This window comes from Cobetia sp. 2AS, from assembly GCF_029846355.1.
Classification (GTDB): domain Bacteria; phylum Pseudomonadota; class Gammaproteobacteria; order Pseudomonadales; family Halomonadaceae; genus Cobetia; species Cobetia amphilecti.
On record NZ_JARWKQ010000002.1, the window covers coordinates 116,433 to 140,170 of the forward strand.

A 23,738-nucleotide genomic window follows, 5' to 3' on the forward strand; every position below is an offset into this window, starting at 1 on the left:
ACGTCGGTCATCAACTGCGGTCATCAACTGCGGTCATCAACTTCCGACACGAGGATCCGTCGTCGCGTCACCGTCTGCCCCTGGATTGGCGCTGGGCTGGAACACCGCCCCGGCATCGGCGTCATCAGATTCATGATCAGAAGACATCGCGCCTGTGGCTGAAGCCTCAGCTTCGGCTGCCGGCTCCCCGTCATCACGCTCGGCGCCTGGCGGGCCAGCCTCCTCAGCCGTCCCTTGCGCCTCCTCGGGCACCTGATACTCATCGGGAACGGACAGATCTGCCGGCAGGCTCGGGCGCAGGCCACCCTGATGGCGCGCCCGCTTGAGTCGCATCGCCCAGGCCAGCACCTCGGCGATCACCTGATAGAGCGCAATGGGAATCTCCTGCTCGAGATCGACATGGGTGTGCAGGGCACGCGCCAGGGGCGGCGCACTCAGCATCGGCACCCCGTTCGCCTCGCCCACTTCGCGAATGCGCAGCGCCACCTCATCACGCCCCTTGGCCACCACCCGCGGTGCGCGCATGTCGCCCTCGTGATAGACCAGCGCCACCGAGTAGTGCGTCGGGTTGTTGACGATGACATCGGCAGTGGGCACGGCGCTCATCATGCGCGCACGCGCCATGGCCTGCTGCTGCTGACGGATGCGCGCCTTGATCTGCGGGTCGCCATCCGTCTCCTTGTGCTCGCGCTTGATCTCCTCGAGGCTCATGCGCAGCTTCTTGGCGTGACTCCACAACTGATACGGCACATCCATCAGCGTCGGCACGATCAGCATCAATATCGCCAGCGCCGTACAGCGCGCCACGATCGCCAGTGCATCCGCCATGGCGTTGCCCAGCGGCATCATCATCAAGGCCATCAATTCCTGGCGCTGGGCATGCAGATACATCACCACCACACCACCGACCAGTATCGACTTGGCGATGGTCTTGAGCAGCTCGGCCAGCGCCTGGGAGGACACCATCCTGCCCAGCCCCTTGACGGGATTGAGCTTGCCCAGCGACGGCGCCAGCGACTTGGTGGAGAACATCCAGCCTCCCAGCAGCACCGGGCCGACCAGCGCCAGCACCATCAGCAAGGCGAACAACGGCAACAGTGCCAGCAAGGCCTCCTGGCCCAGCATCAAGGCGTTGGCAAGCATCACGCGACTGTCGAGTGCCTGAGCGCGATCAAAGCCGAACGAGGCGCCCAGTACTCGCTCCAGGGTGTCGCCAAGCGGCCCGGCCAACAGCCACAGGCCTGCCGCACCTCCGCCCAGCAACAGAAAGGTCGCAAGCTCCCGCGAGCGGGGCACCTGCCCTTCCTCGCGGGCCTTCTGTATTCGGTGGGGCGTGGCGTCTTCTGTCTTGTCGTCGCTGCTCTGCTCGTCAGCCACCGGCTACTCCGCTTGCCTGGGATCGCATCTGCCTGAACTGCCGAAGAGCATGACGCTCGCTCACTCTGGCGCGCACGGCGAACGCATCATGCCGAGAATGGGCCTCATTGTGCCAAGCACGGCGGGCATCAAAGCGCGGAATAGCGCCCAAAAACGCCCTTGCCCGCCACGCAGGGCGTGATGGGCAAGGGCATGAAGGACGAGAGTATTAAGAACAAGGACCAGCAGGTGCCACTACACGGAAGGCGGCTAGAAACCGAGGCTATCCAGCAGGTCATCGACCTCATCCTGACTGGCGACCACCCCCGGTGCATCGGCTCGCACCTGGGGGCCATTGAGCAAGGCGCCAGACTGGGCGCCCCCGTCGCCGGGGCTTGCCTGCTCATCCAGCGCCGAGGCTGAAAGCTCTGCTGCCGAAAGCCCCGCAGCGGCCGCCGTGGTGGCGGCCTGCCCGGAAGACGCCAGCGCCGAACGTGCATGGCCCTCCGGGACATTGTCGAGCAGCAACTGCAGCAGCTGCATCTCGATCTGCTGGATGACATCCATCATGCGCTTGATCACCTGACCGGTAAGGTCCTGGAAATCCTGCGCCATCATGATCTCGAGCAATTCGCTGTTGGTGGCGCTGGTCTGATCAGGCACCACGGCCAGATAGGCACGCGTGTCGATCACCAATTCACGCGCCTGATCCAGAGCCACCGGCTCGGCAAACCAGGCGTCCCAGCGCCCGCTGAGCGACTTCGCCTCACTGGCCAGGGCATCCTGCAGCGGCTGGGCCCGCTCACAGGCATTGAGGGCACGATCTGCCGCCTGCTCCGTCTTGCTGGCCACGTAATTGAGGCGATCACGAGCATCGGGGATCGCCTCGGCAGCACGTTCGATCTCCCGATCCAGCCCCAGCTCACGCATGTTGTCGCGCAGCATGCGCGTCAGCTGGCCGATACGCCGAATCAGGTCTTCGCTGCTGTCCCCCGTTCTGGCGAAGTTGGCTGCCCCATCGCGCGCCATCACACCAGGATCAGCGCCCGAGGATGACTGGGGTTCAGATGATGATTCCAGATGACTCATGACACCCTCCTTGATGTGACCAACTACGCTGACCGCGCCAGCCTTGCCTGACCAGCGCGGCCCGACCAACGTGGCGCGATGGCTTAGAGGCCGTGTTTCTCGAAGACCTTGCCCAGCTTCTCTTCCAGCACCGCCGCCGTGAAGGGCTTGACCACATAGCCACTGGCACCGGCCTGGGCAGCGGCAATGATGTTTTCCTTCTTGGCCTCAGCGGTAACCATCAGCACCGGCAACGTGGCCGTGGCGGGATTGGCACGCACGCGCCTGAGCATCTCGAGCCCATCGAGGTTGGGCATGTTCCAGTCGGAAATCACCAGTTCGAAGCTGCCTTGATTCAGGAACTCCAGGGCCTGTTGCCCATCTTCGGCTTCCTCCACATTGGTGAAGCCGAGCTCCTTGAGCAGGTTGCGCACGATCCGACGCATGGTGGGAAAGTCGTCGACGACGAGGATTCGCAGGTTCTTGTCGGCCATCAGCGGTCGGGCTCTCTTCCAGAATCACATGAGGGAACGGCTGAAAATTCCAGCCTTGTGAGGGGGTTATCGGCCACAAGCCGGCAGACTTTACCCTCTGCGCCCATCTTCTCCTTGCCGGCAACTCACACCCACTTAACCTCCACGCCCAGGCAGAACGAAGCGGTCTAGACGCGTTGCGAACGCCCGGCCAGCTGTACCTGGTGGAGCAGATGCCCACTGATGCGACTCAACGGCAACACGCTTTCCGCGGCCCCGAGCTCGACGGCTTCCCGCGGCATGCCATAGACCACGCAGCTTTGCTCGTCCTGGGCGATGGTGTGGGCGCCGGCTTCGCGCATCTGCAACAACCCCCGCGCGCCGTCGCGACCCATGCCGGTCAGGATCACGCCCACGGCGTTGCGACCGGCCACCCGCGCCACGGAATCGAACAGCACATCCACCGATGGGCGGTGACGATTGACCGGCGGACGCTGATCGAGGGTGACCACATAGTTGGCCCCGCTGCGCGACAGCGTCAGGTGGGCGTCGCCAGGCGCGATATAGGCATGCCCGGGCAGGATGCGCTCACCGTGCGCAGCTTCCTTGACGGCGATACGACACAACCCATTGAGTCGCTCGGCGAACGAGCGCGTGAAGCCCGGCGGCATGTGCTGAGTCACCAGGATGGCCGGCGCATCCGCCGGCAACGACTGCAACACCGCGCGTATCGCCTCGGTCCCGCCGGTCGAGGCCCCCACTGCGATCAGCTTCTCGCTCGACAGCAATGGCCGGCGGCCGGCAGCAGCGGTCGCAGGCGGCACCGTGCCCTGACTGACCGTGTCCTGACTAACCGAAGTGGCGACTGACCTGTCTGCCAGACTGGACTGATATGGATTGGACTGAGGCAGGCTGGGCTGAGCCGGATTGGATAGGGTCGAATTGGACAGAACCGAGCCGGCCTGTGCACCGCCAGCAGACGGCGACGTCACGGCGCGACCCGCAGGCCGCACACGCGCCCGCGCGGCGGCGCGAATCTTGTCGGCAATCGTCTCGGCATACTCGAGCATGCCGCCACGTATTCCCAGGCGCGGCTTGGAGACGAAATCCACCGCGCCCAGCTCCAGCGCGCGCAGCGTGATTTCCCCGCCACGCTCGGTCAGCGAAGACACCATCACCACCGGCATCGGCCGCAGACGCATCAGGCGCTCGAGGAAGTCCAGCCCATCCATGCGTGGCATTTCCACATCCAGCGTCAGCACATCCGGCTCGTGACGCTTGATCAGGTCTCGCGCGACCAGCGGGTCCGGCGCGGTGGCCACGACCTGCATGTCAGGCTGGGCATTGATGATCTCTGCCATCAACTCACGAATCAGCGCGGAGTCATCGACACACAGCACACGGATCATGCGCCCGGCCCCGGTCTGGGACGTGCCTGCGCCAGCAGCTGCACTTGAGTTCGAATCTGGCCTTGAACCAGCATTTGAGCTTGAGACCGAGCATGACGATGAAGCGGGGGTAGGCATCCAGACACTCCTGGAGAGTGGGTAAGGGAAAGGGAATCATCACCAGCCATCACGACGCATCACGCACCCTCCGTCCGGCGGCGAGACAGGGTATAGACCGTCTGGCCGCGCAGCGTGAAGGCATCATTGAGCCATGAGAAATTCTCTGAATGACCGGCAAACAACAGTCCATCGGGCTTGAGCATCAGCGCGAAGCGGTCCAGCAGGCGTGACTGGGTCTGCTTGTCGAAGTAGATCATCACATTGCGACAGAAGATCACGTCAAAGCCGCTACCGAGGTCCCAGTGGCTATCCAGCAGATTCAGGTGGCGAAAGCTCACCAGCTGCTTGATCTCCGGGCGCACCCTCACCTGCCCCTGGCGACTGCCGCTGCCACGCAGCATGAAGCGCTTGCAGCGTTGCTCACCCAGTTTGGCGATGCGCTCGAAGGGGTAGATGCCGAGTTCGGCTTCCCGCAGCGCGTCCGTGTCGATATCGGTGGCGATCAGCTCGACCTGATTCGCCGCGGCTCCCATCACCTCGCGCAGCACCATCGCGATGGAATAGGGCTCCTCCCCGGTCGAGGCGGCCGCACACCAGATACGTAGCGGCGCTCGCTGCCCCGACGCCTGGCGCTGGAGGCGCTCGCGCAGGAAGTTCTCGAGCATCACGAAGTGATGGGGCTCGCGAAAGAACGCGGTCAGATTGGTGGTCAGCGCATTGATGAAGGCAGGCCACTCGTCGTGATCACTGCGACTCAGGCTGGCCTCCAGCATGGTCAGATAATCATGGAAACGCGTCAGACCATGCACTCTGAGCCGGCGCGACAGACGGCTGTAGACCATCTCACGCTTGTGACGCGCCAGCACGATGCCGGCGCGCTGATAGATGAGGCGCGCGATGCGCTCGAAGTCGTCATCGGTCATCACCAGGTCCCGCCCGAGGGCGTGGGAAGCCGGTGACGGGGCGGACCAGATGGGTGGCGGCGTGAGATCTGTCACCGTCGCGGACCCTGTGAGCCGCCAGGCACCTGCGCTCGAGTCGCGGCCTGAGCGTGCTCATAAGAAGTCTGCTCGGCTGATGCGTCCCCCGGCAGACGTGCGGGGATCTGCTCCGGGCCTTCGCCGCCAAAGCGGAAGACGTTGACCGCATGCGACAGCCCCGCGACCGAACGTTCGAGGTCCTGCGCCAGATGGGCGCTGCTCATCACACGCTGGGCGTTCTGTTGGGTGGCCTGGTCCATCTCGTTGATGGCGGTATTGATCTGCTCGATGCCGCCGCTCTGCTCACGCGAGGCCGAGGAGATCTCGGCGATCAGGTCATTGACCCGCGAGATGCCGGTCACGATCGCCTCCATGGTGCCGCGCGCCGCCTCGACCTGATCACCGCCGTCGCTGATCTCCCGCTGGGTGGTGTCGATCAGCGTCTTGATCTCGCGCGCCGCCTCGGCACTGCGAGAGGCCAGATTGCGCACCTCACCGGCCACCACGGCAAAGCCACGACCATGTTCACCGGCGCGTGCAGCCTCCACCGAGGCATTGAGGGCCAGCAGGTTGGTCTGGAAGGCGATCGAGTCGATCACCTTGATGATGTCGGCCATCTTTTCAGAGGTGGCGGTAATCCCCTCCATGCGCACCACCACCGCCTGCATCGCCTCGCCACCTTCATTGGAGGAGCGCGTGGCCTGATCAGCCAGTTGCGAGACCTGGATGGCATTGTCGGCATTCTGGCGCACGGTGCCGGTCATCTGCTCCATGCTGGCCGCCGTCTCTTCCAGCGATGCCGCCTGCTGTTCGACCCGCGCCGAGAATTCCTGATTGCCGTGCGCCATGTCGCCAGCGGCAGGCCTGACCACATTGATGCCCGCATTGACCTCGCTGACGATGCCGACCAGCGACTTGCGCATGCTGTCCAGCGCTCGTACCAGGCGTGCCATCTCGTCATTGCCCGCCAGCGTCATCGACTGGGAAAGATTGCCCGCGGCGATCTGGCGCGCGAAATCCAGAGTACTGCGCAGCGGACGAACCAGGCTGCGGTAGGTACTCAGTGCCAACCACAGCGACACCACGCCCACGCCAGCGAAGGCGGTCCACACCCCCCACTCCAGACGCGCATGGCTCGCCTCAAGCGCTTGTTGGCGCTGCTCGAGCGTCGCCAGCTGTGCCGCGGGCAGCTCGGCAGACAGTTGGGTCAGCACCGCGCGGGCATGCGCCTGACTATCGGCCAGCACCTGCAGCAGCTCGCTGCCCATCAAGGCTCCGGCCACCAGCGGCAATGCGGCCAGCAGCACGATACGCGGCGCCATGCGCCACTGGGTGAGGCGCTTGAAGGCCCCCATGAAGCCAGCACGCACGATGCGACCCTTGCTCAAGCGATAGTCGCGCTTGCCCTGCTTGAGGCCCGAGTAGACCTGCTCGGCCTGGGCGATCTGCTCGCGACTGGCCTTGACGCGCACCGAGGCAAATCCCATCAGCTCGCCCTGTTCGATCAGCGGCGTCACACAGGCGTCGACCCAGTAATAGTCGCCGTTCTCGCGTCGATTCTTGACCAGTCCCTGCCAGCTTTCGCCTTGCTTGAGCGTCGCCCACAGATTCTCGAAGGCGGCCTCTGGCATGTCGGGGTGGCGGACCAGATTGTGCGGCGCACCGATCAAGGCATCACGCGTGAAGCCACTGACCTCGATGAAGACAGAGTTGGCGTAGGTGATGCGTCCCTTGAGATCGGTACGCGAGATCAGGTAGTCATGCTCACCAATGGGGTATCCCCTTGCCGTCACCGGCTGATTGTTTCGCATTGCCCTTGCTTAGCCTCGTACTCGTCACAGCGTGATCATCATTGACCCGGCGAGACCACTGACCGGCAGCATGACCGTCATTGCCCGGCACAGCCGCCCACGACCTTGTGGTGCACACCTTATCGGCCGCTGTCGGCCGTTCTTGAACGCAAGAACGCCGCTGACCAGCAGGCCAGCGGTGCTCGAGACGAAACGGGTGGAAAGCTTGCGAGATCAGGCGAGCACACGCCGCAGGCAACATGCCGCCTATTACGCCTGACTCATGCCGCGAGACAGCAGGTCATGCAGACTGCGTCGCGGGCTCCATCAGCGCCATTTCATCACTGGTCATCATGTGCTCGATATCCATGATCAGCAGCATGTGATCATTGACGGTCGCCAGCCCCGCCAGGAAGTCACTGTTCATGCGCGCACCGAATTCCGGCGGCGGCAGCACCTGATCGGCCGCGAGGCTGATCACATCGGAGACGCCATCGACGACGATGCCGACCACACGCTCACCGATATTGATCACGATGACCACCGTCTGCGCCGTGTATTCAGCCTGGCCCAACTGGAACTTCAGCCGCAGATCGACGATCGGCACGATGACGCCACGCAGGTTGGTCACGCCCTTGATGAAGGCCGGTGCATTGGCGATACGCGTGACGTTCTCGTAACCGCGAATCTCCTGCACCTTGAGGATATCCACGGCGTAGTGCTCCTCGCCGAGGCTGAATACCAGGTATTCGCCGCCGTCATTGACCTTGGAGGCGTGGTCCTGCGCCAGGCCGACATTGGACGTCTGCGCCGCGGCAACTTGAGTGTGAGACATTCTCATCTCCTGTCTGTGATGGGGTGGAGCTTCGCGCCGAGGCGCAAGGGGCGAGGATGCGGCCGGTGAACGGCCATCGCCTCAGCTGACAATGGCGACCTGGGGCATGATGGCGACCTGGGGCATGGCGGACTCAGTGACGACCTCTGCCTGCCTCTGCACCGCTGGCATCTGGTTGGCGAGGCGATGCAGGTCCGAGACATCCAGTATCAGCGACACCCGCCCATCGCCCAGGATCGTCGCCGAAGAGACGCCCGGCACCTTGCGATAATTCCTTTCGAGATTCTTGACCACCACCTGCTGCTGACCGATCAGCTCATCCACCAGCAAGGCGTAGTGGCGCCCCTTGCCCTGCACCACCACCACGATGCCCTGCTCCGGCTGCGTCTGGGCGCCAGGTACCGCGAACACCTCATGCAAGGCGACCAGGCTCAGGTATTCGTCTCGCACCTTCAGCAGGCGATCATTGCCGACCATGCTGAACAGCATGTCGGCCTGCGGCTGCAACGACTCCACCACCACCGACAGCGGCAGGATGTAGATTTCCTCGCCGACGCGAATGGCCATGCCCTCGAGGATCGCCAGCGTCAGCGGCAGCACGATGCGCGTGGTGGTGCCCTGCCCGGTCACGGAGGCGAGCTCCACGTGCCCGCCCAGCGCCTGGATGTTGCGCTTGACCACATCCATGCCGACTCCACGCCCCGAGACATCACTGACCTGCTCGGCCGTCGAGAAGCCGGGGGCGAAGATCAGCTGCCAGACCTCGTCGTCGCTCATGCTATCGCTGACCGCCAGGCCGTTGCTGCGCGCCTTGGCCAGAATGCGCGCGCGATCGAGGCCGGCGCCGTCATCCATCACCTCGATGACGATATTGCCGCCCTGATGGCGGGCAGACAGCGTCAGGGTGCCGTGGGCGCTCTTGCCACCCGCCTCACGCTCGCTGGGCGATTCGATGCCATGATCGAGGCTGTTGCGCACCAGATGGGTCAGCGGATCGATGATCCGCTCGATCAGGCTCTTGTCCAGCTCGGTGTCATGCCCCTGGCTGACCAGCTCGACCTGCTTGCCCAGCCGCGAGGCAAGGTCGCGAATCAGGCGCGGAAACCGCGAGAACACGTAATCCATCGGCATCATGCGCACCGACATCACCGCTTCCTGCAGATCTCGTGCATTGCGCTGCAGCTGGCTGATGCCACTGACCAGCGCCGCCTGATCCGGCGGCGTGGTCGCCGATGCCGTCTGCTCCAGCATCGACTGGGTGATGATCAGCTCGCCGACCAGGTTGATGATGGTATCGACCTTGTCGACGCCGACGCGGATGGAGCCCTGTTCGGTGGGCGCATCAGTGGCGCGCCGCCCCGGCTGGCTGCGTCGCTCACCACTCGCCGGGGTAGCGGCAGATGGCCCTGCCACGGCAGTGGAAGACGTCTCTGCCGCGCCAGCGGAGGACGATTCTGCCGCGCCAGCGGAAGAGACATCTGCCGAAGAGCCTGTGTCGGCTGTCGCTTCCGCAGGCGCTGGCTGGTCAGCAAGTTCAACCGCTGCGTCGTCAGCCATGCCGTCGGCGACGTCCTCGGCCTGCTTTTCAGTCAGCTCTTCAGTCAGCGCTTCAACCAGCCCATCCGCTACGCCGCCCACTACGCCATCAGCTACGCCATCAACCTCCGCTGGTGGAGCAGCTGTCGCGGGCTCGATCAGAATCTGCTCCGGCTCGATGACGAAGCACAGTACCGCTTCGATATCCGCGGCGCTGACCGTGGTACTCACGATGACGCGACATACCTGCTCGTCACCGCTGCTGGAGATGACCTCTCCAAGGTTGGCCAGCTCTTCGATCAGCAGTTCACGCTCGCGGTCGGCGACGAACATCAGAGTGACCGAGAGCAACGGCACACTTGCGTCGGCGCTGGGCCGTGGCTCGAGCGCAGGCGGCGTGGCCATATCGCTGCCGACTGGCGCAGACGCTTCGCCTGACGGCCCTGGTAGGCTCGGGCCATCAATGTCAGATGGCACTGGTTCGCTCGAGGCATCCATCACCGACGACTCTTCGCCCAGCTGCTTGAGCACCGCGACGATATGCGCGTAGGCCTCGGGGTCGGGGGACTGGGCATTGCGATAGGCCGCCAACTGGTCGTCGAGCATGTCCTTTGTCTCCAGAAAGCGATCGATATGCTGAATGCTCAACCGCAACTCGCCACGGCGGGCACGGTCCAGCAGATTCTCGAGGTGATGGGTGGTGTCCTGCAGGACCGTGAAGCCGAAGGTCGCGGCGCCGCCCTTGATGGAATGGGCCGCACGAAAGATGGCGTTGAGCTGCTCGCCATCCGGCGCCTCGACATCCAGCGCCAGCAGCAGGCGTTCCATCTCGGCCAGCAGCTCCTGCGCCTCCTCGAAGAAGGTGTCGTAAAACTCACTGATATCCATGCATGTTCTCGCTGGCTGTCATTGCGCTATCACACGGGAAGCGGCGCCGCTTGAGTTCTGACATGAGGCGCCTTGAGCGCACTCAGCTGTCCAGCCCGGAGGCGACGGGGCTGTCGGTGACAGGACTGCCAGCGACGGGATTCGTCACACGCACCGGGCTTGCCAGCTGTTCGAGACGCTCGCGCAGGCTGTTGATGTCCTCGGCGGGCCGGGGATTGACGCCGTTGCTGTCGGTGATATCGCGATAGGCCGACTGGCTGAGCACCATCAGGCTGATGCGACGATTGATGGCGGCCTCGGGGTTCTGGCTGTCGAGGCTGATGCGCGAGCCCATGCCGACCACGCGCACGATGCGCTCATAGGGCAGCCCACTGTTGCCCAGCACGCGGCGCGCGGCATTGGCGCGATCGGTTGAGAGCTCCCAGTTGCCGTAGCCGCCTTCGCCGACGAAGGGACGATTGTCGGTATGCCCGGTGATGCTCAGATGATTGGGCAGCCGCTTGAGAATCGGCGCCAGCAAGCCAAGCAGCTGCGACAGTTGTGGCGAGGGTTGCTTGCTGCCCAACGCGAACATCGGGTGCTGGTCGCTATCGGTGATCTGGATGCGCAAGCCTTCGGAGGTCAGCTCGATCTGCAGCTGCTCACGCAGTTCGGCCAGGTCCGCGTCATCGGCCATGCGCTGCGTCATGGTGGTGTCGATCTCGTCGCGAATGGCGGCCATGCGGGAATCATCGGCCAGCGCCTGGCGCTGCAGGCGTTGCAGATCAGCGCCCTTCTCGCCCTGGGTCTGCTCGGCCATGAAGCCGCCACCGGGAATGGCACTGCTGGAGGCCGAATTGCGATCGCCCCCCAGCAGCGAGACTTCCAGCGGCGCACCGAAGTAGTCGGAGATTTCCCTCAGGTCGTCATCCGAGGCATTCGAGATCACCCACATCACCAAGAAGAAGGCCATCATCGCGGTCATGAAGTCGGCGTAGGCGATCTTCCAACCACCGCCATGATGTCCTTTGACGATACGCGGCCGCTTGATGACGATGGGTCTGCGCTCTTCACTCATCGAGACCTCCGAGCTTCAGTCCAGAGACACCCACTGACTCGACCACGACAGCCAGCGATACCTGTGTCACTGGCACGCAGGTAACGGACACGCTTGCGACTGACGCACTTGTGAGTGACGCACTTGCGAGAGACGCACTTGCGACTGACAGCAACGCCATATCAGCCCGCACCCTTGTTCTTGATCTCGCGTACATGCTCTTCCAGCTCGTTGAAGCTGGGACGCTCGGCGGTGAACAACGCCTTGCGGCCGAATTCCACCGCGACCTGCGGAGCGTAGCCATTGAGCGAGGCCATCAGGATGACGCGAATGCACTGCATCATCTTCACGGCCTCGTGCACCTCGTGTTGGATCTTGTTGGCGACCGGCGTGACGAAGCCATAGGCCAGCAGGATGCCGAGGAAGGTGCCGACCATGGCATTGGCGATCAACACGCCCAGCTGGGCGGCGCCCTGATCCGCCGAGGCCAGCGCATGCACCACCCCCATCACGGCGGCGACGATCCCGAAGGCCGGCAGACCATCGGCCACCGCCGAGAGGGAATGCACCGGAATTTCGGTCTCGTGCTTGAAGGTCTCGATCTCGTGCTCCATCAGCGACTCGAGCTCGAAGGGGTCCATGTTGCCGCTGACCATCAGGCGCAGGTAGTCGGTGATGAAATTCATCAGAATGGGGTCGGAGAGCAGGCGCGGATACTCGGCAAACAAGGCGCTTTCCTGCGGATTGTCGATGTCCTGCTCGATCGCCAGCATGCCCTGCTGACGGGCACGCGACAGCAGCAGATACAACAGCCCGATGACTTCCATGTACAGGGACTTGTTGTAGCCACGCGTGCGCTTCAACTTCGAGAATGCCTTGCCGGTGGCCTTGATGGCCTTGCCGTTGTTGCCGGCCAGAAAGGCGCCGACGGCAGAGCCACAGATGATGAGCAATTCCGCGGGCTGCATCAGCACCGCCAGGTGCCCGCCCACCATCAGATACCCGCCCAGGGTGGACCCGATGACCACTAGATAGCCTATGAACAACAACACAATAACCCCCTTGGCATTCGGTCAACGTCGCATGAATCTGACTATCGGCGTCGCTGAGCATGTCTTTAGGGTCACGGGGGAATATTCATTGAGGCAGACGTTGTCGAAAGAGCAATGGTCGAAAGCACCATGGTCGAAAGCACCATGGTCGAACAGTCGGCAATGAGCCAGGCGTCAGAGCAATGGCGCACAACGCAAGAAGGCCTGCCCGGGGATGGGCAAGCCTTCTGGTCTTTGCACGCTCGTCTTGCTCGTTCGCCTGGCGCAATCCTGGCGCCTTCACTGACACAAGACAGCTATCAGCCGAGGCTAGCGACGGCTGCCGACTGCTCCAGTGCCAGTTCTTCACGGGCCTTGCGGCGGGCTGCCGTCTTGCCGGCACGCGATGGCGGCTGACAGATGCCACACACGTAATCATGTGATGGCGTGTGGGCGTGCACCACGAAATGGCCACTGCAGGTCTTGCAGCTGGCCACTTCCAGCAGATCGCTTTCAAAAAAGCGCACCAGCGTCCAGGCGCGCGTGAGCGCCAGCACCGGCTCGTCTTCGCCGACATGCTCCAGGTAGAAGCGATATGCCTTGACGAAGGCATTCATGCGCGACGCGCCCTGCGCCTTGAGCCGGCGGTAGAAACCGTGGAACAGCGATGCATGCAGATTGGGCTGCCAGGTCATGAACCAGTCGGTGGAAAACGGCAGCATGCCCTTGGGCGGCGAGACACCACGAACTTCCTTGTACAGCTTGACCAGACGCGCGCGGCTGATCTCCGTTTCCGTCTCGAGCACCTGCAGGCGGGCCCCCAGTTCGATCAACTCTACTGCCAACTGCAGCTGTTGCAGTTCATCGACGAGACTTTTCTGGGTCATCAGCTGACTCCCCCCTGGCGAAGTCCAGCATCGTTCTGGCGCGCATTCAGCAGCATGGCAGTGTGCATCGCGCTGAAATCCTGGTCGCGTCCACCCTGCAAGACTCCCTTGAGCTGCGAGGCATCATCCAACGCCAGCTCGCACAGCAGTTGATTGCAGGACGACAACGATACCAGCTGACTGACACTCATGCCAGACAATAGATCCGCCATCTCTTGATCGAGACCCAGGCGTACCAGCGCCATTTCCGTATCTTCGACCAACAAGCGCTGCACAAGCAGAAGATACGACAGATTGACACTCTGTATATCATTGAGCAGTGAGGACATCATAATTCCCTGAGTGGTCTGATCGTCCCGAGCTACCGCCAACCCTGGCGCTCGACCGTCATTCCTTATGGTTTTGATGTGATGAAACGAAATACTCAATGGCGCCGGACCAGTGGCGCCATGCGGGCTAGCGGCTTCATGACCAAATGAGCCACCCACTTTAAGATGGCGATTCTAATACTTAATCACGTAATGGACCAGACTCTTCATCAACATTTTTTTACATACCACTACGCTATATGCACAAAAGCTGCATCAAGCCGCCGAAATGGCAGCAAGGTGTGTCAGAAAAGCCCTCAATCTTGTCTTCAAGACGACTTGCATAATCACGATGCACCAGATTTGTCATACAAAGCAATAGCAAGCGGATGGTGCGCACAGTGTGTTGCATTTTCGTGAAAGGCAGGCCTGACTCTTTCCCGCCACCCGGGGCATGCCTTGTACAATATCGAGCAATTGCCCCGAACGGGCCGCCAACAGGCAGCAAGTTACCCCTGCGTAAAGGCGAGGAATAACGCAATGTCAGCACTTGTCCAGAATGGGCTATCTGCTATTTCAACGCTGTGAGAGGACCCGCCAGCGGCTCGCCCAAATGGGCTTCTCTCGCCGCTTCAACACAATAAAACACTGAATATGAGGGTTCTGGCACAAACAACATGCAGGATCGAGCTGCATTTACAAAGCGACCCTCGGCGGAGTTTCAATACCGTATCCACGCAAGCAGTTCGCCTGAGTGACGCTTTATTTAAATATTATAAATAAATTATATTTCTCGATATCCTGGCCTGTGGCGTGACGCCTGAAGTGTCACTTCACACCTCCACAGTCGCCATGCAGTGGCATGTCATAAAAACATTCGCCAAGGCTCAATGAGCAAGAATCGTACAAGGATGAAACATCATCCTGCAGAGCGGGACATTCGAGAATTTTACTCGCAAGGTGCCTTCTGTGAGCGATGTCTCTCGGCCCATAGCTCAGCGATCTTGACGACGACCTGCATCAAGGCTGTGGGCAGTTCCTTGCGTGCCGGCAGGCCGGTGGCCAGCATTTCGACCAGCTCGGGCATTTCATGCATGCTCAGACCCAGCGAATTGGCCCGCTGCTGGATGCGCTGCCCCAGCCTCTCACCCTGGGTATGCATGAAATCCGTCGCTTGCTCTGCCGTGGCCCGAGGGGCATCGACAGATGTGCCATCAGAAGACGCGGGCGCCTCATGATCAGGTACTGCATCGACGGGGCGTACGTGCACCCTGGGCGCCATCCCGGCCAGACCTTGCGCGAGCGCATGCTGCAGCTCGCGCAAGGCCGTATCACGCTCGCCTGAGTTGCTGGAGGGTTGCGTCAGTCGCTCTATCTCGACCACCAATGCCACAGGCGCAGCGAGCTGATACCAGGTCAGGTTCAGTGCAAGCGTTGCCCTCTCTGAAGCATCACTGCTCCTGCTTTTCTCACCACCCTCACTTTCCGCACTTTCCGCACTACCGGGCGCTGGCGCCTGCCCTTCGCCCTGTTCTGCATTTTCCTTCGCGGCAAGATCCTCCGACTCGGAAGTCACCTGTGGCTTGCGATCGCTGCCCTCCTCGCCATCGCTGTCGCCTGCCACCAAGGTCAGCGACATCTTCCACTGTTGTGCCTCGCCGTGATCACTGCGGCGACTGTCAGCTGTGGCGTCATGCGCAGCCACGGGCGTCACGGCCAATGGCGCTGCACGTCGCTCCTCCTCATCCCGCGAGCGATGCCGATAAGGCGGCCCCGGGAAATAGAGGCTGAAGAAGACATGCAGGCCGGGCATCAACAAGCCCTGCCAATGGAAGGGCTGACCCAGAATCAACAACAGCTGTTGCTGCACCAGCCCGCTGGCAAGGGCGTCTGAGCCACTCGCCTGGCGAGACACATCAGAGGCGGCAGGTTGAGCGACGCCCAATTGCATGTTGGCGCGATAGGCACCCAGCGCACTGGCTTCATGGGCGCTGGCGCCCTGGCGGGCCGCGTCAATGCCACCCGGCGGCAACAAGCTGTCACCGCTCGGCCGTGCCATGCCTGCGCGAGGCTCACGGCGCAGCCCTGCTCGCACGTCTCGCATGCGCCAGACAAAGGCGTCCTCGCGTGCCGCCTCCCAGGGGATGAAGCGCGCCTCCGCCAGCACCGGCCATTGCCGCCATGCCAACAGAGCCTCCAATCTGGCATTGGCAAGCTGAGGATGACCGCCGAGCTCGGCCAATCCCAGCCGATTCTCGACCCAGGCGAGCAGGTCCGCCTCGTAGAAGAGCCCGCTCTGGTGGATCTGCTGGCTCAAGGCCGCCGACAGACTGAGAAGTGATGCGCTGGACAACGCCATGGGCGCCAGAAGACCGGGCAAGGGCTGGCCGCGTGCCAGCAGAGAAACAAGCGATTGCCCTTCCGGCAGCGCCAACCCGACCCGCGCGGACGGCGAGCCACTGGCTACCAGCTGTGACAGGGCATCGAGCAAACGCGACATCGTCTGCGTCTGCGTCGTCAGCTCGACGGAAGCACCGGACGGTGGGAGGGAGGAGGAAGCTGACGCGAGGGCGCCAGTGGGAGAAGTGGAGGCTTGCGAGGCTGTCAGCAACGCTGCGCTGGCATTCAATGACGGGGCCGCAGGCCTTGCGCCTGAGCCTGTATCAGTTCCCGTCTGGAAGAGCGGATTGGCGCCATTCTGGCCGCCACTGCCCTTGCCATCTTCCGCCCCCAGCCCCTGGCGCGACTGGAGAGCGGAGGTCGGGAAGACGACACCGGAGTCCGCCGGCGGCGGGCGTTGTGCCGCCCTCCCCAACACCTGATGGAGCAGACTATCGATCAAGGGATTGATGCCGCTCATGTCGTGCAATCCTCATTGCCCGGGGAGGCCGTCAGGGAGTCATGCGCGAAGCCTTGGAGGCTCGGCTCTCCCCGCGCCCGATCAAGCCTTGCTCTGCTGAGCCTGGCCGCCCTGATCGTAACTTGCCTGACCTTGGTTGTTCTGGCCTCAGCTATTCTGATCTTGGCTGTTCTGGCCTTGGCTACTGTGACCTCAGCTATTCTGACCGTAGCTGCCTTGGCCATAATTGCCCTGGCCATAGCTGCGTGCCAGCTTGCGGCGCGTACCCACATCCCCGAGCACTTCCTGCAACTGGCTCTGACGCGCCTTGAGCTGGACAGTCAGCTCTGATTCCAGTGTGGTCAGCGTACGCAGGCGTTGTTCCAGCGCCCTGCGCGTCTCGGCGTTGCCACCTCGCGGCATGCGCAGCTGCTGCATCTTCTCGATATAGCTGGCCTGCCCGCCGAGAACCGCGGGCCAGTCACCCAGGCGTGCCGAGCGCAGCATGGCATTCATCTGCTCCAGCAGCTCATCGCATTGCTGGAAGGTGTCATCGGCGAGCAGTGCATTGCTGTCCATGGTCAGTCCAATCCCTTGTCGTGTACGGCAATCTGACGCCAGGCGTCTCCCAGCTCGTTGAGCAGGCGACGCGCCTCGTCGAGCTTTTCCGGGCTATTGCCCAGGTTGGCCTGCATGATCAGGCGCGCGATGTAGTCATACATGCGATCGAGATTGGTCGCGACTTCATTGCCCTGCTCATGATCCAGACAGGCACGCAGACCTTCGGTGACGATGCTGGTCGCCTTGGCCAGCGACTGCCCCTTGGCGGCCACGTCGCCGGCCTCCATCTGCAGACGCGCCGCCGCCAGCGCGCGGTCTGCTCCCTCGAACAACATCACGATCAACTGGTGCGGGCTGGCGGAAAGCACACCGGATTCCACGCCGACACGGGCATAGGCATTGGCGCCACGATAGCGACTCATGGTGATTGGGTTCCCTTGTTCATGGCGTTTGTCAGTATCTCTGTCAGATATGGAGCCGTCGTCGGCATGCCGTCTCGACTGCGGGCATCGCCGGACTCATCGAATCTCGCAAGCGCATGGCGGATGGCCTGGGCCTGGGTCAGTAACCAATGACCAATAACCAATGTCTCAAGGCATCAGCCACCGATCAGCCCGTCATGTCCCAGCTGTTTTCCAGCGTTTCCAGCTGACTGGTCAGGTAGTCACTGGTGGATGTCAGGTTGGCCACCAGGATGTCGAGTTCCGTGAACTGCTCCCGATAACGCTCGATGGTGGCCTCGATGGTGTCTTCGGTCTGCTCATACTGACTGGCGAGACTCTCCAGCGACCCCTCGATGCCTTCCGTGGTGCTTTCCAGCGTGCCGTCTTCCCCGACTACCTCTTCCAGCAGACTGGACATCTGGCTGGCGAAACCGCTGGTGCCCGCCTCATCATCGGAGATGAAGAACCCCGACATCGCCGCCAGCTGCTCACTGTCGGCAGCCTCGATCACGGCGCTGTCGAATTCGAGCTTGCCATCGTTGGTACGGCTCACTCCCAGCGAGGAGAGCGCATAGAAATCGCCCTCACTGGTGAAATTCAGCGCCGAGGTCAGACGACTCTCGATGGTGCGCAGCGTCGAATCGCCCAGCAATTCCCCCGCCGTCCCTTCATCGGCATTGAAGGCGGTGTAATTGTCGATGGTGTCCTGAAGGTCGTTGTAGGCATTGACGAAGGTTTCCATCGCCTTGCTTACCGACTCGGCATTCTCCTTGACGGTGACCACGCTCGCAGTCGTATTCGTCTCGCTCAGCGTCAGAGTCAAGCCATCCACGGCATCATCGATGATATTGGAGGTGGCTTGCATGCTGATGCCGTTGACGCTGAACTCGGCATTGCGCGCCGCGACGACTTCCTCCATCCCGCCGGCGGCCGGGTCACTGCTCGTCGGGTCATGGCTGAGCAGGCTATCGAGCTCTGCCACCTCGCCGCTGGTCGAGAGGCTCATCACCGCCTCGTTGCCCGTCTCGTCCGAGGTCATCACCAGGCGATACGGCGTGTCGGAGCCATCATTGACGATCGAGGCCGTGACCCCGAGACCCGCCTCATTGATGGCATCACGAATGCCTTCCAGCGTGTTGTTGCTCTCGTCGATGACGATGCTGGCGCTGCGCTCGGCGTCCGCCGCATAGCTGCCGTCACTAGCCAGCGTGCCCAATGACAGCGTCAGCGTGGTCGCGGTGCCATCACCGATGGCTTCATCGCGACTCGCCTGGCCCGTCGTCGCCAGACTCTGCGCCTGCGCCAGCTGGGTGACAGCCACCGAATAACTGCCCGCACTCACTTCCGAGGTTGCCGTGGCACTGACGCCCGAGCCACTGGCGGTGGTCGTCATGCCGGCATAGGTCTCGGCATCGGCCAGCGCCGCGGCGGCGTTATCCAGGGATTCCAGACGACTTTGAATCGTGCCCCAGGCCGACAACTCGGCCTCATAACTTGCCTGCTGGGTCTCGATCGGCGTGAGCTTCTGACGCTCTGCCGTCTCCAGATCCGTCAGCAGACTGTTGAGGTCGAGCCCAGAGCCAATCCCCAGCGATGAAATCGTCGCCATATGCACCTCTCGATAGGGTGAAGGTATTTTCACATGCCCGCTGAACCGCCATCAGGCGAAAAAGCACGCATACCGGGCGTATTTGTCTGTCTGAGTGTTGTGGCTATCGGCACAGGGTTCGTGAACTTGAGGGCTTTCTTGTGCAGACGTTTTCTTGTGTGAGCGCTTTCTTCTTTCGATCACCATCTTTCGATCACCTTCTTTCGACCACCTTCTTCTTCCGACCACCTTCTTTTTCGATCGCCTTCCTTGTTGATCACCTCCCGAGCGCACCCCGCATTGGACCTCAGACTACAGAAAGGTAGTCACCCTACAGCGCCTACGACGTATCGCTTACCGCACCGCAAACGTTTGCGGTTCATAATTGGCGCCATTGTGAACCAGCGGATTCAGACACTGGATCGACTCATTCCTGCTTTACCCAAGGACTGCGACGTGAAACGACACGGCATCTTGAACGGACCTCTCAGTGGCCACCTCGCCCGTCTCGGCCATACCCACACCGTGGTGATCGCCGACGCCGGCCTGCCGATTCCCGAGGGCGTGCCCTGTGTCGATCTCGCGGTGGTGCCCGGCCTGCCTGCCATGCTACCGGTGCTGGACGCCCTGCTGGCCGAGCTTTGCATCGAGGCCACGACCCTGGCCGAGGAGCTGCCGGTCAAGAGTCCCTCCTTCCATGACGCCATCGTCGAACGCCTGGACACCCTGGACCGCCTGTCCCTCGCACCGATCGCCCGCCAGCAGCTCAGTCATGAAGCCTTCAAGGCGGCGCTGCCCGAGGCGAGCGTCATCGTGCGCACGGGCGAGTGCACGCCGTACGCCAACGTGATTCTGCACTGTGGAGTGCCCTTCTGATGCAGAGCCATGCACAACCGCGAGTGCTGATGGCACTCAAGGGCATCGACAAGGGTTTCTCCGGGGTCAGCGTGCTCAAGGGTGTCGACTTGACACTGCGCGCGGGGCGCGTGCATGCGCTGGCCGGCGAGAATGGCGCGGGCAAGTCGACGCTGATGAAGATTCTCTCCGGCGTCTATCGCTACGACGCCGGCACGCTGTGGCTGCGTGACGAGGAAGTGGTCTTCACCACCCCGCGTCAGGCGATGGACAGCCGCATCGCCATCATCCACCAGGAACTCAATCTGGTGCCGGGCCTGTCCGCCGGCGAGAACATCTTCCTCGGCCGTGAGCCACGCACCGCGTTGGGCACCGTCGACTGGAAGCGCCTGCACCGTGATGCCCGCCAGCTGCTCGACCGCCTTCGCCAATCGCTGGATTCCCGCACCGCCGTCAGCGAGCTGAGCATCGGTCAGCAGCAGATGGTCGAGATCGCGCGTGCGCTGTCACTGGACGCCGAGATCATCATCATGGATGAGCCCACGGATGCGCTGACCGACATCGAGACCGAGATTCTCGCCGAGGTCGTCGCGGAGCTGCGCGCCGAAGGCCGCTCGCTGGTCCTGATCACCCACCGCCTGAACGAGATCTTCAGCATGTGCGATGAAGTCGCCGTGCTGCGCGATGGCCAGATGATTCACCAGGGGCCGACGGCAGAGCTGGATGAAGATGGGCTGATTCGCCTGATGGTCGGTCGCGAGCTGGCCGAGCGCTACCCTTACACGCCCGCCAGCCCTGATGGCGAGGTGATGCTCGAGGTGACGAATCTCGAGGCGCCGGGCGTCAAGGGCATCAGCTTCTCGGCCCGCCGCGGGGAAGTGCTCGGCTTTGGCGGCCTGATGGGCGCCGGGCGTACCGAACTGGCCCGCGCCCTGTGCGGCGATACCCGCATCAGCGCCGGCAGCGTGCAGCTGCATGGCCAGCCGGTGCGCTTCGCCTCGCCGGCCGAGGCCTTGGCCGCAGGCCTGGTGTATGTGCCGGAAGACCGCAAGCAGGCGGGCCTGATTCTCGCCCACTCGGTGGCCAGCAACATGTCGTTGAGCGCCCTGCCGAGTTTCTGTGGCGCGTTCGGGCGCATTCGTCATGTCGAGGAAGCCGCCGCCGTCGAAAGCTTCGTCAAGAGCATGCAGATCAAGGTCAGCAATACCGACCAGCCGGTCGATACGCTGTCCGGCGGCAACCAGCAGAAGGTGTCGCTGGCCAAGGCACTGATGCCGGCGCCGGAGCTGGTGATTCTCGATGAACCGACCCGTGGCGTGGATGTCGGCGCCAAGCGCGAGATCTACCTGCTGATCAACGAGCTCAAGCGCCAGGGCAAGTGCGTGCTGCTGATCTCCTCGGAGATGCCCGAACTGCTCGGCCTGGCCGATCGCATTCTGGTGGTCGCCGATGGACGCATCTCCGGCGAATTCAGCCGTGAGAACGCGACCCAGGAAGCGATCATGACTGCGGCCTCGGGCCTCGAGAGCCCCCTGAGCAGTGGCAACGACGCCGCGAATGGCACATCAATGTCCAGCGCTGCATCACGCGATACCGTCCGCCCGTCTTCTACCCCCGATTCCTCCGCTTCCCGCCACGAGATGCCGAACTGATGTCTACTCCTTCTTCCTCTGCCGCCAGCGGCCGCCGCCTCGACGTCATGCGCCTGCTGGTCGACAACAAGGCGCTGATCGCGCTGGCCCTGCTGATCGCCGTGAGTGCCGGCCTGTCCGACAACTTCCTGTCGTCCGACAACCTGCTCAACGTGCTTCGCCAGACCAGCATCAATGCCATCATCGCCATGGGCGTGACCTTCGTCATTCTCACCGCGGGTATCGATCTGTCCGTCGGCGCGGTACTGGCGCTGACCGGCGCCTTCGCGGCCTCGATGACCGCCGCCGGCCTCTCCCCCTGGCTGAGCGTGCCGGGCACCATCATCGCCGGTGCCGGCCTGGGTGCCATTTCCGGTCTGTTCGTCGCCTTCGGTCGCATCCAGGCCTTCATCGTCACGCTGGTGGCGATGACGGTGCTGCGCGGTGCCACGCTCGTCTACACCGATGGCCGTCCGGTTTCCATCGGCGTCAGCGAAGCCGCCGACAGCTTCTGGAATCTGGGCGGTGGTTACTGGCTCGGCGTGCCGATCCCGATCTACATGATGTTCTTCGTCTACGTGCTGTGCTGGGGCGTACTGCATCACACCCGCTTCGGGCGCCACGTCTATGCGGTCGGCGGTGGTGAGAAGGTCGCGCGCCTGTCCGGCATCAACGTCAATCGCATCAAGATCAGTGTCTATGCCATCGCGGGTGCCTTCGCGGCACTGGCGGGTGCCATCCTCGCCGCGCGTCTGGGCTCGGCACAGCCGAATGCCGGCACCGGTTACGAGCTGGACGCCATCGCGGCAGTCGTCATCGGCGGCACCAGCCTGATGGGTGGCCGTGGGCGCATCTTCGGCACCTTGATCGGGGCACTGGTGATCGGCGTGCTCAACAATGCGCTGAACATCATGGGCGTCTCCAGCTACTACCAGATGATCGCCAAGGGCGCCGTCATACTGCTCGCGGTACTGATCGACAGCCGCGCGCAGAAATAGAAGCGCAAGTACCGCAGAAATAGAAGAGCAAGTCAGTAACACACGACACGGTTTCATTCCCGGCAGCATCGAAGACCCTCGCCCCCGTGCGCCAACCACGGGGGCCCTCCAGCGGGTCGCCGACAACAACGAAAGGACCATCGCCATGAAAAAGATGCTCACCTCCACGCTGACAACCGCCATCACTGCCGCAGGCCTGAGCTTGATGCCGGTGCAATCCGCCATGGCCGACAAGATCGCGCTGGTGGTCTCGACGCTGAACAACCCGTTCTTCGTCAGCCTCCAGCAGGGTGCCAAGGACAAGGCCGAGGAACTGGGCCACGAGCTGATCGTGCTGGATTCCGGCGATGACGCCGCGCGAGAGCTGTCCAATGTCGAGGACGCCCTGTCCCGCGGCGTCGATCTGCTGCTGATCAACCCGACCGATTCCGATGCCGTGGTCTCCAGCGTGCGCACCGCCAATGGCCGCAATGTACCGGTGGTGACACTGGATCGCAGCGCCAATGGCGGTCGTGTCGCGGCGCACGTCGCCTCCGACAACGTCGCCGGTGGCGAACTGGCGGGCAATTTCATCGCCGAGAAACTCGCAGGCAAGGGGGAGATCGTGCAGCTGGAAGGTGTCGCCGGCGCCTCGGCCACGCGTGATCGCGGTGAAGGCTTCATGAAGGCCATCGACGGCCAGTCAGGCCTCAGCCTGGTCGCCACGCAGCCGGCCAACTTCAACCGCACCCAGGGCCTGAACGTGATGGAGAACCTGCTGCAGGCGCATCCGGGCGTGAATGCCGTCTTTGCCCAGAACGATGAGATGGCGCTGGGCGCCCAGCGTGCGCTGCAGGCCGCCGGCAAGGACATCCTGCTGGTCGGCTTCGATGGCACCGATGAAGGCATCAAGGCCGTGCAGGCCGGCAAGATGGACGCTACCGTCGCCCAGCAACCGGCACTGATCGGCAGTCTCGGCGTCGATACCGCCGACAAGCTGCTCAAGGACGAAGACGTCGAGAAGACCATCTCCGTGCCGCTCAAGCTGATCACCGAATAAGCGCTCACACGGCTCACGCCGCCTGCAGCGCGGGACAGGACGCCGGCCACTGGCCGGCGTTTTTTCGTCTTTTTGCGTCTTTCCATCA

At 62.8% G+C, this 23,738-nt stretch carries 20 protein-coding genes; 4 read left to right on the forward strand and 16 right to left on the reverse strand.

The features are described from left to right. Window positions 1-36: 36 nt before the first annotated feature. From flhB to fliD, 16 genes are all read right to left on the reverse strand, one after another. On the reverse strand, window positions 37-1,377 hold the full coding sequence (gene flhB, locus QD356_RS05710; RefSeq protein WP_192838847.1) for a flagellar biosynthesis protein FlhB: 1,341 nt from the start codon (window positions 1,375-1,377) through the stop codon (window positions 37-39). A 249-nt stretch (window positions 1,378-1,626) separates the two neighbouring features. Further along, on the reverse strand, window positions 1,627-2,385 hold the full coding sequence (cheZ, locus tag QD356_RS05715) for a protein phosphatase CheZ (protein ID WP_192838967.1): 759 nt from the start codon (window positions 2,383-2,385) through the stop codon (window positions 1,627-1,629). 143 nt (window positions 2,386-2,528) lie between these two features. After that, window positions 2,529-2,918: a chemotaxis response regulator CheY gene (gene cheY / locus QD356_RS05720; protein WP_131432094.1), complete on the reverse strand. Its 390-nt coding sequence runs from the start codon at window positions 2,916-2,918 to the stop codon at window positions 2,529-2,531. 167 nt (window positions 2,919-3,085) lie between these two features. After that, the gene (locus QD356_RS05725; protein WP_192838848.1) at window positions 3,086-4,306 is read right to left on the reverse strand and encodes a chemotaxis response regulator protein-glutamate methylesterase; all 1,221 of its coding nucleotides are present in this window, start codon (window positions 4,304-4,306) and stop codon (window positions 3,086-3,088) included. 176 nt (window positions 4,307-4,482) lie between these two features. Next, window positions 4,483-5,328: a CheR family methyltransferase gene (locus tag QD356_RS05730; protein ID WP_192838849.1), complete on the reverse strand. Its 846-nt coding sequence runs from the start codon at window positions 5,326-5,328 to the stop codon at window positions 4,483-4,485. A gap of 71 nt (window positions 5,329-5,399) precedes the next feature. Continuing rightward, window positions 5,400-7,196 (reverse strand): methyl-accepting chemotaxis protein, encoded by a 1,797-nt coding sequence (locus QD356_RS05735; protein ID WP_192838850.1) that lies wholly within the window; start codon window positions 7,194-7,196, stop codon window positions 5,400-5,402. Between the two features lie 280 nt (window positions 7,197-7,476). Further along, entirely contained in the window at window positions 7,477-8,010 is a 534-nt protein-coding gene (locus QD356_RS05740) for a chemotaxis protein CheW (RefSeq protein WP_192838851.1), read from the reverse strand. Window positions 8,011-8,091: 81 nt separating this feature from the next. Beyond that, complete coding sequence (gene cheA / locus QD356_RS05745; RefSeq protein WP_192838852.1) at window positions 8,092-10,434, reverse strand: chemotaxis protein CheA; 2,343 nt, start codon at window positions 10,432-10,434, stop codon at window positions 8,092-8,094. Window positions 10,435-10,516: 82 nt separating this feature from the next. Continuing rightward, window positions 10,517-11,491, reverse strand: a complete 975-nt coding sequence (motB, locus tag QD356_RS05750) for a flagellar motor protein MotB (protein ID WP_131432099.1) — start codon at window positions 11,489-11,491, stop codon at window positions 10,517-10,519. 161 nt (window positions 11,492-11,652) lie between these two features. After that, a complete protein-coding gene (gene motA, locus QD356_RS05755; RefSeq protein ID WP_176677172.1) occupies window positions 11,653-12,522 on the reverse strand; it encodes a flagellar motor stator protein MotA in 870 nt (289 codons plus the stop codon). A gap of 299 nt (window positions 12,523-12,821) precedes the next feature. Continuing rightward, on the reverse strand, window positions 12,822-13,388 hold the full coding sequence (flhC, locus tag QD356_RS05760) for a flagellar transcriptional regulator FlhC (RefSeq protein ID WP_054556600.1): 567 nt from the start codon (window positions 13,386-13,388) through the stop codon (window positions 12,822-12,824). Beyond that, window positions 13,388-13,717, reverse strand: coding sequence for a flagellar transcriptional regulator FlhD (gene flhD, locus QD356_RS05765; RefSeq protein WP_159055718.1), 330 nt, complete (start codon window positions 13,715-13,717; stop codon window positions 13,388-13,390). Before flhD ends, flhC begins: the two co-directional genes overlap by 1 nt. 928 nt (window positions 13,718-14,645) lie before the next feature. Beyond that, window positions 14,646-16,556 (reverse strand): hypothetical protein, encoded by a 1,911-nt coding sequence (locus tag QD356_RS05770; RefSeq protein WP_192838853.1) that lies wholly within the window; start codon window positions 16,554-16,556, stop codon window positions 14,646-14,648. 192 nt (window positions 16,557-16,748) lie between these two features. Then, the gene (locus QD356_RS05775) at window positions 16,749-17,114 is read right to left on the reverse strand and encodes a flagellar protein FliT (protein ID WP_192838854.1); all 366 of its coding nucleotides are present in this window, start codon (window positions 17,112-17,114) and stop codon (window positions 16,749-16,751) included. Between the two features lie 2 nt (window positions 17,115-17,116). After that, a complete protein-coding gene (gene fliS, locus QD356_RS05780) occupies window positions 17,117-17,518 on the reverse strand; it encodes a flagellar export chaperone FliS (RefSeq protein ID WP_054556596.1) in 402 nt (133 codons plus the stop codon). A gap of 187 nt (window positions 17,519-17,705) precedes the next feature. Further along, a complete protein-coding gene (gene fliD, locus QD356_RS05785) occupies window positions 17,706-19,148 on the reverse strand; it encodes a flagellar filament capping protein FliD (protein ID WP_192838855.1) in 1,443 nt (480 codons plus the stop codon). Window positions 19,149-19,583: 435 nt separating this feature from the next. Between fliD and rbsD the strand changes: the two genes are divergently transcribed. From rbsD to rbsB, 4 genes are all read left to right on the forward strand, one after another. Beyond that, window positions 19,584-20,003 (forward strand): D-ribose pyranase, encoded by a 420-nt coding sequence (gene rbsD, locus QD356_RS05790; protein ID WP_192838856.1) that lies wholly within the window; start codon window positions 19,584-19,586, stop codon window positions 20,001-20,003. Then, window positions 20,003-21,634, forward strand: a complete 1,632-nt coding sequence (locus QD356_RS05795; RefSeq protein ID WP_192838857.1) for a sugar ABC transporter ATP-binding protein — start codon at window positions 20,003-20,005, stop codon at window positions 21,632-21,634. Before rbsD ends, QD356_RS05795 begins: the two co-directional genes overlap by 1 nt. Continuing rightward, entirely contained in the window at window positions 21,634-22,611 is a 978-nt protein-coding gene (gene rbsC, locus QD356_RS05800) for a ribose ABC transporter permease (protein WP_107334720.1), read from the forward strand. Before QD356_RS05795 ends, rbsC begins: the two co-directional genes overlap by 1 nt. Window positions 22,612-22,756: 145 nt before the next feature. Next, window positions 22,757-23,650, forward strand: coding sequence for a ribose ABC transporter substrate-binding protein RbsB (gene rbsB / locus QD356_RS05805; RefSeq protein ID WP_192838858.1), 894 nt, complete (start codon window positions 22,757-22,759; stop codon window positions 23,648-23,650). Window positions 23,651-23,738: the final 88 nt, after the last annotated feature.

Bases quoted from the DNA above. Each gene is read 5' to 3' on its own strand.
- QD356_RS05795 (WP_192838857.1), top strand. From the start codon at position 20,003: ATGCAGAGCCATGCACAACCGCGAGTGCTGATGGCACTCAAGGGCATC.
- fliS (WP_054556596.1), bottom strand. From the start codon at position 17,518: ATGAGTCGCTATCGTGGCGCCAATGCCTATGCCCGTGTCGGCGTGGAA.
- flhD (WP_159055718.1), bottom strand. From the start codon at position 13,717: ATGTCCTCACTGCTCAATGATATACAGAGTGTCAATCTGTCGTATCTT.
- QD356_RS05730 (WP_192838849.1), bottom strand. From the start codon at position 5,328: ATGACCGATGACGACTTCGAGCGCATCGCGCGCCTCATCTATCAGCGC.
- QD356_RS05775 (WP_192838854.1), bottom strand. From the start codon at position 17,114: ATGGACAGCAATGCACTGCTCGCCGATGACACCTTCCAGCAATGCGAT.
- rbsC (WP_107334720.1), top strand. From the start codon at position 21,634: ATGTCTACTCCTTCTTCCTCTGCCGCCAGCGGCCGCCGCCTCGACGTC.
- QD356_RS05740 (WP_192838851.1), bottom strand. From the start codon at position 8,010: ATGTCTCACACTCAAGTTGCCGCGGCGCAGACGTCCAATGTCGGCCTG.
- QD356_RS05725 (WP_192838848.1), bottom strand. From the start codon at position 4,306: ATGATCCGTGTGCTGTGTGTCGATGACTCCGCGCTGATTCGTGAGTTG.
- cheY (WP_131432094.1), bottom strand. From the start codon at position 2,918: ATGGCCGACAAGAACCTGCGAATCCTCGTCGTCGACGACTTTCCCACC.
- QD356_RS05770 (WP_192838853.1), bottom strand. From the start codon at position 16,556: ATGAGCGGCATCAATCCCTTGATCGATAGTCTGCTCCATCAGGTGTTG.
- flhC (WP_054556600.1), bottom strand. From the start codon at position 13,388: ATGACCCAGAAAAGTCTCGTCGATGAACTGCAACAGCTGCAGTTGGCA.
- QD356_RS05735 (WP_192838850.1), bottom strand. From the start codon at position 7,196: ATGCGAAACAATCAGCCGGTGACGGCAAGGGGATACCCCATTGGTGAG.
- cheZ (WP_192838967.1), bottom strand. From the start codon at position 2,385: ATGGCGCGCGATGGGGCAGCCAACTTCGCCAGAACGGGGGACAGCAGC.
- rbsB (WP_192838858.1), top strand. From the start codon at position 22,757: ATGAAAAAGATGCTCACCTCCACGCTGACAACCGCCATCACTGCCGCA.
- fliD (WP_192838855.1), bottom strand. From the start codon at position 19,148: ATGGCGACGATTTCATCGCTGGGGATTGGCTCTGGGCTCGACCTCAAC.
- motB (WP_131432099.1), bottom strand. From the start codon at position 11,491: ATGAGTGAAGAGCGCAGACCCATCGTCATCAAGCGGCCGCGTATCGTC.
- cheA (WP_192838852.1), bottom strand. From the start codon at position 10,434: ATGGATATCAGTGAGTTTTACGACACCTTCTTCGAGGAGGCGCAGGAG.